The 13,434-nt window shown below is 38.5% G+C and carries 10 protein-coding genes and 3 tRNA genes; all 13 read left to right on the top strand.

All coding sequences use genetic code 11. From position 1 onward, the window contains the following. The first annotated feature begins 7 nt into the window (after positions 1-7). The 13 genes from crl to LDL57_RS02435 all read left to right on the top strand — a co-directional run bounded on the left by crl (position 8) and on the right by LDL57_RS02435 (position 13,397). Complete coding sequence (crl, locus tag LDL57_RS02495) at positions 8-397, top strand: sigma factor-binding protein Crl (RefSeq protein WP_180560492.1); 390 nt, start codon at positions 8-10, stop codon at positions 395-397. Positions 398-531: 134 nt separating this feature from the next. Then, positions 532-1,638 (top strand): glutamate 5-kinase, encoded by a 1,107-nt coding sequence (proB, locus tag LDL57_RS02490; protein ID WP_445661344.1) that lies wholly within the window; start codon positions 532-534, stop codon positions 1,636-1,638. Beyond that, positions 1,638-2,891 carry a glutamate-5-semialdehyde dehydrogenase gene (gene proA, locus LDL57_RS02485; RefSeq protein WP_180560667.1) on the top strand — a complete coding sequence of 418 codons (1,254 nt, stop codon included), beginning with the start codon at positions 1,638-1,640 and terminating at the stop codon, positions 2,889-2,891. Before proB ends, proA begins: the two co-directional genes overlap by 1 nt. A gap of 159 nt (positions 2,892-3,050) precedes the next feature. Beyond that, a complete protein-coding gene (gene aroL, locus LDL57_RS02480) occupies positions 3,051-3,572 on the top strand; it encodes a shikimate kinase AroL (protein ID WP_180560490.1) in 522 nt (173 codons plus the stop codon). A gap of 82 nt (positions 3,573-3,654) precedes the next feature. Next, positions 3,655-5,802, top strand: coding sequence for a bifunctional acyl-ACP--phospholipid O-acyltransferase/long-chain-fatty-acid--ACP ligase (gene aas / locus LDL57_RS02475; protein WP_225506960.1), 2,148 nt, complete (start codon positions 3,655-3,657; stop codon positions 5,800-5,802). Continuing rightward, entirely contained in the window at positions 5,802-7,022 is a 1,221-nt protein-coding gene (lplT, locus tag LDL57_RS02470; RefSeq protein WP_180560488.1) for a lysophospholipid transporter LplT, read from the top strand. The genes aas and lplT overlap by 1 nt, the downstream gene beginning before the upstream one ends. Continuing rightward, positions 7,019-7,525, top strand: coding sequence for a nicotinamide-nucleotide amidase (pncC, locus tag LDL57_RS02465; protein WP_180560487.1), 507 nt, complete (start codon positions 7,019-7,021; stop codon positions 7,523-7,525). Before lplT ends, pncC begins: the two co-directional genes overlap by 4 nt. A gap of 105 nt (positions 7,526-7,630) precedes the next feature. Beyond that, positions 7,631-8,701 (top strand): recombinase RecA, encoded by a 1,071-nt coding sequence (recA, locus tag LDL57_RS02460; RefSeq protein ID WP_026822685.1) that lies wholly within the window; start codon positions 7,631-7,633, stop codon positions 8,699-8,701. A gap of 761 nt (positions 8,702-9,462) precedes the next feature. Further along, a complete protein-coding gene (gene alaS / locus LDL57_RS02455) occupies positions 9,463-12,096 on the top strand; it encodes an alanine--tRNA ligase (RefSeq protein WP_225506958.1) in 2,634 nt (877 codons plus the stop codon). A gap of 222 nt (positions 12,097-12,318) precedes the next feature. Beyond that, a complete protein-coding gene (gene csrA / locus LDL57_RS02450; protein ID WP_026822683.1) occupies positions 12,319-12,504 on the top strand; it encodes a carbon storage regulator CsrA in 186 nt (61 codons plus the stop codon). A gap of 564 nt (positions 12,505-13,068) precedes the next feature. Further along, positions 13,069-13,161: transfer RNA gene (locus tag LDL57_RS02445), tRNA-Ser, on the top strand. Positions 13,162-13,171: 10 nt separating this feature from the next. Next, positions 13,172-13,248: transfer RNA gene (locus tag LDL57_RS02440), tRNA-Arg, on the top strand. A 72-nt stretch (positions 13,249-13,320) separates the two neighbouring features. Then, positions 13,321-13,397, top strand: a tRNA-Arg gene (locus tag LDL57_RS02435). Positions 13,398-13,434: the final 37 nt, after the last annotated feature.

Genomic DNA, 13,434 nt, shown 5'->3' with positions numbered 1-13,434 from the left:
CCTTATTATGGCTTTAACTTCAAATTATTCTAAAAGTAAATTATTGAAGCATTTTACCAGGTTAGGACCTTATCTCCGTGAATCTCAATGTCAGGATGATCTCTTTTTTTTCGATTGTCTTGCTATTTGTGTTAATGCAAAAACTGCTCCAGAAAAGCGTGAATTTTGGGGATGGTGGTTGGAATTAAGACGAGAACTTAACGGATTTGTATATCATTATAAATTAGGTATGTTTGATAAAGCCGGTAATTGGCAGCATATCGAAATTAACAAATCAAACATTATCAAGTCACTTGAAGATACATTGCAAGAGTTCCATAAACGTTTAAGTGATTCACTGAATACATTGGAACTAACATTAACCCCTTGCCCCAAAATGGTTGCAATTAATTTATAGTTTGTATTATTTGCAGCTATTGTAAAATCAACTTTTCACTAAAATTGCGTTATGCCGGTTGGCATAACGCTTCTTACTTGATAAAACTGATAGCTAAATTTTTATTGTTATAGAGAGTTAATAGCAGAAGTATGATGAACAACAGCCAAACTTTGGTGATAAAATTAGGAACAAGTGTATTAACGGGTGGTTCGCTTTGTCTCGATCAGGCGCGTATTGTTGAATTAGTAAGGCAATGTGCACAGCAGTATGAAAAAGGTCACCAGATTGTTATTGTTACTTCGGGTGCCATTACGGCGGGTCGAGCACATTTAGGTTATCCAACATTACCTGAGACAATTGCCTCGAAACAATTGCTTGCCGCGGTTGGGCAAATTCATCTGATCCAGCTTTGGGAACGATTATTTTCAATTTATGGTATTCATATTGGTCAGATGTTATTAACCCGAGCAGATATTGAAGATCGTGAACGTTTTTTAAATGCACGAGATACATTACAAGCCTTACTGGATAACTGTATTATTCCGGTTATCAATGAAAATGATGCCGTTGCGACAGCCGAAATTAAAGTTGGTGATAATGATAATTTATCGGCATTGGTTGCAATTTTAGCTAATGCGGATAAGTTACTATTATTAACGGATATTGAGGGACTATGTACCGCAGACCCCCGCCACAATCCAAATGCACAATTAATCACTGAAGTTCATGATATTAATGATGAACTAAAATGCATTGCCGGTGATAGTGTCAGCGGTTTAGGCACCGGTGGAATGGCAACAAAGCTGCAAGCCGCAGGTATTGCGAGTCGAGCAGGAATAGAAGTCGTTATTGCCGCCGGTGATAAGCCTAATGTGATCGCAAATGTGCTCGAAGGTCAGCAGGTAGGAACAAAATTTCATCGCTTAAAAACGCCAATGGAAAACCGAAAACGGTGGATTTTTGGTGCGCCTTTGGCGGGTGAAATTGTTGTTGATGAGGGAGCTGCTCTGGCGATCCAACAGAAAGGCAGCTCATTATTACCAAAAGGAATAAAGAAAATTAGTGGTAATTTTTCGCGCGGCGATGTGGTGCCTATTCTTAATTTATTAGGTAACGATTTAGCTCATGGAGTAACTCATTATAATAGCGATGCTCTACGCCTAATCGCCGGGCATCATTCGCAAGAAATTAGTCAAATTTTGGGTTATGAGTATGGCGCTGTTGCTGTGCACCGTGACGATATGATAGTGAGTAAATGATGTTGGAAAAAATAGGCAAAGCGGCTAAAAAGGCTTCATGGTACCTGGCAGGGCTAAACACAAAACAGAAAAATAATGTCTTAATGGATATTGCAGATAGCTTGCAACAACAGAGTGATGCAATTTTAGCCGCGAATGCTCAAGATATGGTGGCAGCGAAAGCTAGTCATATGAGTGCAGCTATGCAAGACAGATTATTGCTAACTGTCGAGCGATTAGCTGCCATTGCAAATGATGTAAGAAAGGTATGTCAATTAGCTGATCCGGTTGGACGTATACTCGATGGCGGCATATTAGAAAATGGCTTAAATATACAACGGCGATGTGTCCCATTGGGTGTGATCGGCGTTATTTATGAAGCGCGGCCAAATGTAACGATCGATGTTGCCTCGTTATGTTTGAAAACTGGTAATGCGGTAATTTTACGTGGGGGTAAAGAAACCTCACAGACTAATCAAGCAATCGTTAAAGTTATTCAGCAAGCGTTGCAACAAAATGCTATTCCGCAGGCAGCAGTTCAGTCTATTGATGATCCAGATAGAAAATTAGTCACACAATTACTGAAAATGGATCGTTATATAGACATGTTGATCCCGCGTGGAGGTGCAGGGTTACATAAGCTATGCCGTGAACAATCAACTATTCCCGTTATCACTGGCGGGATTGGTGTCTGTCATATTTATGTCGATCAGCATATTGATTTTGACAAAGCACTTCCACTCATTGTCAATGCTAAGGTGCAGCGCCCAAGTGCTTGTAATTCATTAGAAACTTTATTAGTCCATAAAAGTATTGCGGCGACATTTCTACCGCTACTGGCTGAGAAAATGGCTGAGCAAAATGTGACACTACATGCCAGTCGGCATGCAATGTCCTATTTAAAATCAAGCCCGGCAAAAGTTGTTGCAGTGATCGAGGAGGATTACCGTGATGAATGGTTATCGCTTGATGTTAACGTTGAAGTCGTTAACGATATTGATGCCGCGATTACCCACATTCGGGATTATGGAACGGCCCATTCTGATGCTATTTTGACCCAATCAATTCAACAAGCAGATTATTTTGTTCAGCATGTTGATTCTGCGGCTGTTTATGTTAATGCCAGTACACGATTTACTGATGGTGGGCAATTTGGATTAGGTGCGGAGGTTGCGGTAAGTACGCAGAAACTTCATGCCCGCGGCCCAATGGGATTAGATGCATTAACAACCTATAAATGGATTGGTTATGGCGATAATTTAATGCGTTCTTGAGTTATTACTTCACGATTTTTTGCGCCACACTGTTGTTGTGTGGCTTTATTTTAATCGCGGTAATTTAGGATTTTTACTTTTGTAAATTTTAAATCACGCTTGTAAGCTGACTTATATATTCTGACTAATTAAATAAATTTTCGATTAGGACAATTTGACATGCTTTATCTTATTGGACCAAGAGGCGCAGGGAAGACAACAGTAGGAAAAACGTTAGCTGAATTTAGGATGTGTCATTTTTTTGATACCGATTGGTTAGTTAAACAGAATGCTAAAATAAGTATTGCCGAGTTAGTTGAACGAGATGGTTGGGCTCGCTTTCGTGATTTAGAATCCAGTGTTTTGCGATCAATACAACAGCCAAATTCAGTGATATCAACGGGTGGCGGCATTATTTTACTGCAAGAAAATCGTGATTTTATGAAAAAAAATGGCTGTATTATTTATTTACAAGCGCCATCAGATGTATTGATTACCCGTTTGTCTGCTGATCCTGAAACTTCGCAACGACCAACATTAACAGGTAAACCTTTAGCAGAAGAGATAGTTGAAGTAATGAAAGAACGAGAAGGCTACTATTTAGATAACGCTGATTACATTATTGATGCCGCTTTACCTACGACAGAAATTGTTTACCAAATAGACCGCTTTTTACAAAACGACAAAAAATACTTTGTATGATCTCAATTTTGCTATGTTAGGCATCTTTGCTGATAGATGTACTCTAAAATGATCAATAACATTAAGGAGTAAGGAAAGAGATATGCTGATAAAATTATTGCGCGCAATATTCCAGTTTTTTTTCCGTGTGACAGTTGTTGGTGAAATAAAACTTAAAAAATATGAGCGATGTTTAATAACACCTAATCATGTCTCTTTTCTAGATGGGATCCTGCTCGCTCTATTCTTACCTATTCGCCCACTTTTTGCTGTTTATTCATCTATCGGTACACCACGCTTTATTAAATTATTAAAACCCTATGCCGATGTTGTTCCGCTTGATCCTGCCAACCCGATGGCCATTCGAACTTTAGTTAGAGAAATAGAAAAAGGACGCCCGATCGTCATTTTCCCTGAAGGAAGAATTAGCGTTCATGGTTCTTTGATGAAAATTTATGATGGTGCAGCGTTTGTGGCAGCAAAAACCGGCGCTAAAGTTATTCCTATTAGAATTGATGGACCTGAATTGAGTTATTTTAGTCGGTTGAGAGGGATTTTTAAGCTCAAATATTTTCCTAAAATGACACTAACGATTTTACCAGCAACAAATATCACCATGCCTGAGGCGAAACGAGCAGCAGAGCGTCGTCGGCTGGCGGGATCGCAACTTTATAAGATTATGAAAGAAGCTCGGTTGTGTAATCGCCCCCAGCAAACATTGATGGAAGCTTATTTTGATGCGATGAAACGTTTTGGCCGTTTTACTGGTTGTATCGAAGATATTAGTTTTAAAGAAGACAGTTATCAAAGTTTTCTCAAGAAAATCTTAGCGCTTGGGCGTATTATTGAACGTTATACTAAACAGCATGAACATATAGGCTTGCTTTTACCTAATGCAACAGTGACAGCGGCGACTATTTTTGGAGCAATATTGCGGGGCCGGATCCCGGCCATGATGAATTATACAGCTGGTAGCAATGGGGTAAAAAATGCTATCAAAGCGGCATCCATTAAGACCATTTTTAGTTCTCGTCAGTTTATTGAAAAAGGTAAGTTGTCACATTTGCCTGAACAGGTTACTGAAGTTAACTGGATTTATTTAGAAGATCTGCAAGACTCCCTGACATGGCAAGACAAAAAATGGATCCTCTATCACTTACTATTGCCCAAAAAAGCGCTTATACCAGCAAAACCGGATGATGCGGCATTGATCCTTTTTACCTCAGGCTCGGAGGGAACGCCTAAAGGGGTGGTACATAGCCATACCAGTTTATTAGCTAATATAGAGCAAGTTAAAACAGTGGCTGATTTTACGCCTAAAGATCGATTTATGTCCGCTTTACCTCTTTTCCATGCTTTTGGGCTGACGGTAGGTTTGTTTATTCCTATTTTTTCCGGTAGTCGTGTATTGCTTTATCCTAGTCCACTGCATTATCGGGTGATCCCAGAGTTGGTCTATGAAAAAAATTGCACGGTACTTTTCGCTACTCCTACTTTTCTGGCACATTATGCTCGTTTTGCCCATCCTTATGATTTTGCGCGCGTGCGTTATGTTGTTGCCGGAGCTGAAAAACTGATTGAAAGCACAAAAAAAATTTGGTTCGACAAATTTGGTATCCGAATACTTGAAGGCTACGGGGTAACAGAATGTGCTCCAATTGTCTCAATCAACGTCCCGATGGCAGCCAAAGTTGATACGGTTGGTCAAATTTTACCTGGCATAGAAACCAGACTAGTGCCGGTACCAGGTATCAAGCAAGCCGGTCGTTTACAGTTACGTGGTCCAAATATCATGAAAGGCTATTTACGCGTTGAGGATCCTAATCGTTTACAGTTGCCTCATGCAGAAAATAGCCAAGGAGAGAATGAGAAGGGATGGTATGATACCGGTGATATTGTTGAATTTGATAGTGACGATTATTGTATCATCCGTGGAAGAGCAAAACGTTTTGCAAAACTCGCGGGAGAAATGGTTTCACTAGAAACAGTCGAGCATCTTGTTGCTAGTATATCGCCCCATGCCCAGCATGGCGTGGTGATCAAAACTACCAATAATAAAGGTGAAAGCCTGATCTTATATACCACTGATAACACCTTAGATCGTCGTCGATTATTAGCGGCGGCGAAAGAAAAAGGATTACCAGAATTAGCGGTACCCAGAGATATTCGCTACCTAAAAACATTTCCTTTACTTGGCAGTGGAAAACCTGATTTTGTGGCGTTAAATAAAATCGCGGCAGAGGAATCTTGATGAATGATTTAATAGCATCGATGCCTCTATTAACTAGGGGTATGAAAGCGCTACTTTTATCTCAATTTTTTTCTGCTTTTGCTGATAATGCCCTATTATTTGTTATCTTAGCCCAACTCAAAGCCGCGTTTTATCCGGCTTGGAGTCAACCTATCTTACAAGTAGTATTTGTTTTTACTTATATTATATTAGCGCCTTTTGTTGGACAAATAGCCGATTGTTTTGCTAAAGGTCGAGTCATGTTATTGGCTAATATTAGTAAATTGATCGGAGCAGTAGGCATTCTGTTAGGATTGGATCCCTTTCTCTGCTATGGTTTAGTTGGCATTGGTGCCGCTGCTTACTCACCTGCAAAATATGGTATCTTAGGTGAGATCACGACTGGCAATAATTTAATTAAGGCCAATGGCTTTATTGAGGCTTCGACGATAGCGGCCATTTTATTGGGTTCTGTTGCGGGCGGTTTTTTTTCCGATATTAATCTGTTATTTGCTTTAGCGATGTGTGTACTGTTTTATGCAACAGCTGTAGTGATTAACTTTTATATTCCTCAATTAGTGCCGGCTAAAAATAAACAAAAGTGGGTTTTTCGTCAGTTAATTTTGAATTTTATCTGTCTATTTAAAACACTTTGGCATAATTATGAAGGGCGATTTTCTTTAATTGGTACCAGTCTTTTTTGGGGCGCCGGAGTAACACTACGTTTTTTATTAGTACTCTGGGTGCCAATCGCACTTAATATTACCGATAATACGACACCCACATTACTTAATGGCGTGGTGGCAATTGGCATCATCATTGGCGCCGGATTGGCAGCACGTGTTATTACACTTAATAAGGTGAGTCGTTGTATGCCAGTAGGCATCTTTGTTGGTGTAATTATTATTATTTTGTCAATGCAACAACACCTTTTATCTACTTATTTGATCCTTATTATATTAGGTGTCCTAGGTGGTTTATTTATTGTTCCGCTTAATGCTCTGCTACAAGAAAAAGGTAAACAGACGATTGGTGCGGGTAACGCTGTCGCTATTCAGAATTTAAGTGAAAATACCACTATGCTAATTATTTTAGGGGTTTATTCATTAGCGCTTAAAGCAGGTATTTCTATTATTACTGTAGGAATAGTATTTGGTGCAACCTTTGCGATAGCAATCGGCATCTTGTGGATTTGGTATCTGTATCGCAAGATGTATGAAAAAGGGAAATGGCTAAAATGAATAGTGAGCAATTGCTCTACGAATTAAGTAATAGTCTGGCTAATAGCTTAAAGGAACAGGGTAAAACAATAACCTGTGCGGAATCATGTACTGGCGGATGGATTGCTAAAGTCATAACTGATATTTCAGGTAGTTCTGCTTATTTTCAGCGAGGTTTTGTTACTTATAGCAATGAAGCTAAGCATGACATGCTCGGTGTGAGTAAAAACACCTTGCATAAATATGGTGCTGTTAGTGAACAAGTTGTCATAGAGATGGCAGAAAGAGCGTTAGCTCTGGCTAATGCTGATTTTGCGCTTTCAGTTAGTGGTATTGCCGGTCCTGATGGCGGTACTGAGATGAAACCGGTTGGCACAGTGTGGTTTGGTTTTGCTAGCCAGTCTCTTTCTGTCGCCAGGGTAGTAACCCGTTGTTGCTTGTTTAAAGGCGATCGTATTCAGATCCGACGCCAAGCCGTGATATTTTCACTGACTACATTAGTAAAAGAAATAATCAAAAATTAACTTGATGCTGGATGGTTATACAGTATAATTATCAACAACCGATATCAAATCGTCTTATCTGCAGTGAAGTATTATCTTCATTTCATTGCTCGGGGGAGTTAAACAATGGCTATTGATGAAAACAAACAGAAAGCACTTGCTGCCGCATTGGGTCAAATTGAAAAGCAATTTGGTAAAGGATCAATTATGCGCTTAGGTGAAGATCGTTCTATGGATGTAGAAACTATCTCTACCGGTTCATTATCTCTTGATGTTGCCTTAGGTGCGGGAGGCTTGCCATTAGGCCGCATTGTTGAAATTTATGGCCCTGAATCTTCCGGTAAAACCACGTTAACATTACAGGTTATTGCTGCAGCTCAGCGTGAAGGTAAGACTTGTGCTTTTATTGATGCAGAACACGCTTTAGATCCTATTTATGCCAAAAAACTTGGCGTTGATATTGATAATTTACTTTGTTCACAGCCAGATACGGGTGAACAAGCACTGGAAATTTGTGACGCTTTAACACGCTCTGGGGCGGTAGATGTTATTATTGTTGATTCTGTAGCGGCTTTAACACCAAAAGCTGAAATTGAAGGTGAAATTGGTGATTCACATATGGGATTAGCTGCTCGTATGATGAGTCAAGCGATGCGTAAGTTAGCCGGAAATTTAAAAAACTCTAATACGCTATTAATTTTTATTAATCAGATCCGAATGAAAATTGGCGTTATGTTTGGCAATCCTGAAACAACAACCGGTGGAAATGCGTTAAAATTTTATGCTTCAGTGCGTCTTGATATTCGCCGTATTGGATCCGTCAAAAATGGTGAAGAAGTTATTGGTAGCGAAACTCGCGTTAAAGTAGTAAAAAATAAGGTTGCGGCTCCTTTTAAACAAGCAGAGTTTCAAATCCTGTACGGAGAAGGGATTAATATCTATAGTGAACTTATCGATCTAGGTGTGAAATATAAATTGATTGAAAAAGCGGGGGCTTGGTATAGCTATAATGGCGAAAAGATAGGTCAAGGCAAAGCAAATGCGACCGTCTATTTGAAAGAACGCCCGCAAATTTACACTGAGCTAGATAAAAAATTACGGGCTATGTTGCTTAATCATGCTGGTGAATTTAGTAGTGCGGCTTCTGATTTTGTCACAGAAGCGGTAGAGGAAACTTCATTACCAGAAGAATTTTAACTTAATAAATAAAATTCATTAAATCTATGGGCTATATTCGATTTGGATATAGCCTTTTGCTTATTATAAATTAGTTATTAATATAAGTTAGATTAAATTATGATTTGAAACGCACTTTAATAAAATAGCCTTAGGATTTACAATATTATTAGCAATTAATGAACATGATTAGTTTATTTTTTACAAAAAGTGCTTTGTTTTGTTATATAAAGTAAATTGTTATTATTGGCTTAATATATTCAGGCGCAGTTTTTAATTAACTTATGTTAGACTTAGGCTATTGTTTTTCTCAATCTTCTATTTAGCTAATAATTAATAGCTTATACGTAATTTAAACTAAGTGAAATTAGCCAGTGGGGTTATCTATTGAAAGCTATCTTGCTAAATGTAGATGGAGACAAGATTTAACAGTTTTGTTGCTGTAATTGGAAAATAAATATAATGAAATAATGTTAATGTATTGTTAGTTTCACTGCATAATAACTAAATCTTTTTGTGTTAAACTAACCAGACTAGTCGTTGTTGTGTTAGTTAGAAAACGATATATTTAGGGAAAGGTGTACCTATAAAGCCTGGACATTTGAGCGATGTATTAATACACATCAGTTAGTAGATCCTTGTCAGCGATTTAGTCATAAAACAATTTGAGGATTTCTCAGCTTTGTCAGGTAAAAACGCCGCCGGTAACTTGTTTGATGATAAAAATACGTTTATCACATCAAGTCATAAATCTGTTTTTCCAGCTTGATTTCAGGATAATTATGAGTAGTAAAAGCACCGCTGAGATCCGTCAAGCGTTTCTCGACTTTTTTCATACTAAAGGGCACGAAATTGTACCTAGTAGTTCATTAGTACCAAATAATGACCCGACATTATTGTTTACTAATGCAGGCATGAACCAATTTAAAGATGTATTTTTGGGATTGGATAAAAGAGCTTATTCTCGAGCAACAACTGCGCAACGTTGTGTTCGTGCTGGAGGCAAACATAATGATCTAGAGAATGTTGGTTATACTGCCCGCCATCATACTTTTTTTGAAATGTTAGGTAACTTCAGCTTTGGTGACTATTTTAAACAGGATGCTATCAAATATGCCTGGGAACTACTGACAAGTGAGCAGTGGTTTAATTTACCAAAAGAGCGCCTTTGGGTTACCGTTTATCATACTGATGAGGAAGCTTATAATATTTGGCAGCAAGAAATTGGTATTCCTGCTGAACGTATTATTAGGATAGGTGATAATAAGGGGGCTCCATACGCTTCTGACAATTTCTGGCAAATGGGGGATACCGGTCCTTGCGGTCCTTGTACAGAAATCTTTTATGATCATGGTGAACATATTTTAGGCGGACCGCCAGGTTCACCTGAAGAGGATGGTGATCGCTATATTGAAATCTGGAATATTGTTTTCATGCAATTTAACCGCCAGTCTGATGGCAGTTTAAAAACCCTTCCAACGCCTTCTGTTGATACCGGTATGGGGCTTGAACGTATTGCCGCTGTATTACAACATGTTAACTCAAATTATGAGATTGATTTATTTCGTCAATTAATTGCTTCTATTGCTAAAGTGGTCGCTTTATCGGATCTGAATAATAAATCATTACGCGTCATCGCTGATCATATTCGATCAAGTGCTTTTCTTATTGGTGATGGTGTATTTCCTGCTAATGAAGGACGTGGTTATGTGTTGCGTCGAATTATCCGTCGAGCGGTTCGTCACGGATATATGCTAGGAGCAAAAGAGACATTTTTCTATAAATTAGTTGCACCATTGATTCAGGTAATGGGTAACGCAGCTGATGATCTGAAATCTCAACAAGCAACAATTGAAAAAACATTGAAGAATGAAGAGGAACAGTTTGCTCGTACTTTAGCGCGTGGACTACAACTGTTAGATGATGAATTAGCTCAATTACAAGGGGATACTTTAGCGGGTGAAATCGCATTTCGTCTCTATGATACTTATGGTTTCCCATTAGATCTAACCGCTGATGTTTGTCGTGAACGTAATATTAAGGTTGACGAGTTAGGTTTTAATGCGGCGATGGAGCAGCAAAGATATCGGGCTCGCGAATCGAGTGGATTTGCGACTGATTATAATGATGTTATTAAAGTAGATAGTCATAGTGATTTTTCAGGTTATGAAAATAACAGCCAACAAGCTACAGTAACGGCTATTTTTCATCACGGTAAGCCCGTCAATGTATTAAACCAAGGTGAGGAAGGGGTTATTATTCTGGATAAAACCTCTTTTTATGCTGAATCAGGTGGTCAGGTTGGTGATAGCGGCATACTCAGTAATAGTCATGGACAATTTACTGTGTCTGACACACAAAAATACGCCCACGCAATTGGACATATTGGTAAGGTGTTAATTGGCTCAATAACGATAAATAATTCAGTTGAAGCAAAAATTGATATTGAACGTCGTAACGCTATTCGTCTCAATCACTCTGCAACCCATTTGTTGCATGCGGCTTTGCGTGATGTATTAGGGGATCATGTTAGCCAAAAAGGATCTTTAGTGAATGAGAAATATTTACGATTTGATTTTTCCCATTTTGCCGCAATGACGCCTGTGCAAATACGCCAAATTGAAGATATCGTAAATTATCAAATTCGTAAAAATGATCCTATTATAACGACATTAATGGATTTAGAGACGGCAAAAGAAAAAGGCGCGATGGCGCTTTTTGGTGAAAAATATGATGCTCAGGTACGCGTTCTTAGTATTGGGGATTTTTCAATTGAGTTGTGTGGTGGTACTCATGCCAATCGGACTGGTGATATAGGATTATTTCGCATTAGCAGCGAATCGGGTACAGCAGCTGGAATTCGTCGGATCGAAGCAATAACCGGACAAGCTGCTATAGATGAGGTTCACCAGCAAACCCAGTTATTGGCAGAAATTGGCCAACTAATGAAAGGCGATGCTAATAGTCTAATGGAAAAAATTAAAGCGACATTAGATAAAGTTAAGCTATTAGAAAGATCCTTAAATCAATTGAAAGGGCAACAAGCAGCTCAAGAAAGCGTTTCTTTAAGCCAACAAGTCAAAAAAATTAACGGAGTTAATTTATTGGTTACTCAATTAAATAACACTGAACCTAAACAGCTACGTATCATTGTTGATGACTTAAAAAATCAATTAAAAACAGCAATTATTGTGCTTTCTACTATAAGTAATGATAAAGTCAGTCTAATTGTTGGTGTAACCAATGATTTGACTGCTAAAATAAAGGCTGGTGATTTAATTTCATATGTTGCGCAGCAAGTAGGCGGGAAAGGGGGTGGTCGCCCTGACATGGCTCAGGCCGGCGGCTCTAACATAACAGCACTTCCTGCTGCATTAGCATCAGTTGAAGAGTGGGTTAATTCACGCTTGGCATGAGTTAACCATGAAGGTTGCATAACTTAATTATGCAACCTTTAACGGATTGTTTTTAAATGACCTAAGTACAAAATTATATTTTTAGCTACAATATTAGTATGATGATTGCTTTAGGTTAAATACTTTAGGTGAATATCATTGCTTTACGTTTTCACGGTGTGTGATGGATAATAGCGGGGAAACCTAGAGACCCGACTCTTTTTAATTTTCAAGGAGCAAAGAATGCTTATTCTGACTCGTCGAGTTGGTGAAACGCTCATGATAGGCGATGAGGTAACAGTAACGGTGCTGGGGGTAAAAGGCAACCAGGTACGTATAGGGGTTAATGCACCCAAAGAGGTTTCTGTTCACCGTGAAGAAATTTATCAACGGATCCAAGCTGAAAAAAGCCAGCCAAATAATCAGTAATTTTTAGTAAAGCGTTCATTCTTAGGTATATGTTAATTATATTTATAGAATGAGCGCTGTTTCTTATTGCCGTCTATTTCATGACTGTATTTTTTCAAGCTTAGTATCCTATAAAACCAATTACAGAGATTGTAAAAAATGTCTTTTTTTTAGTATTTTTTATATTTGTTAATAAAATGCTGGATTTTAATGGTTGGATATCAACGCATTTTTAACCTGCTTATAAATAAATCATTAAGTTATTAGCTAACATAAGCTTATAAAAAGGAAATGCTTAGGTTAACTATTCTACTCTGGAATAGTTTCTTTTATTGAAGGATAAGAAACTACTTTTGATCTATTTTTTTCTGCTAATCTTCCAACTTCGACAATTTTTTAGTGGTGAACATAAAATGCCATATTGTTTTATTTCGTTGTTAAACTACTCATCTTGATTGTGAAATGTGCAAACGGACTAAAGAACGTAAAAAGATTGGAAAAATTATTTGACTTCTAAGTCTGGGAAAGTAATATGAGCGCCACGCAACAGAGAGATGGTTTAATATTTTCTCGTTGCTATTCGATGGTGAGGTGGCCGAGAGGCTGAAGGCGATCCCCTGCTAAGGGAGTATGCGGTTAATAGCTGCATCGAGGGTTCGAATCCCTCCCTCACCGCCATTTTGATAGTGCATCCATAGCTCAGCTGGATAGAGTACTCGGCTACGAACCGAGCGGTCGGAGGTTCGAATCCTTCTGGATGCGCCATTAATTTTAGAATAAAGAATATTGTTTATTAGGGATAACTAGCGTATCTTTAATAAAAGCAAAATCGAAATTGCATCCATAGCTCAGCTGGATAGAGTACTCGGCTACGAACCGAGCGGTCGGAGGTTCGAATCCTTCTGGATGCGCCATATAATAAAACCCTGTCAATCAACGACAGGGTTTTTT

The sequence above is a fragment of the Arsenophonus apicola genome (genome assembly GCF_020268605.1).
Taxonomy (GTDB): Bacteria; Pseudomonadota; Gammaproteobacteria; order Enterobacterales; family Enterobacteriaceae; genus Arsenophonus; species Arsenophonus apicola.
Note: the sequence above shows the minus strand (reverse complement) of the source record. Positions and strands in the feature narration are given on the sequence as shown.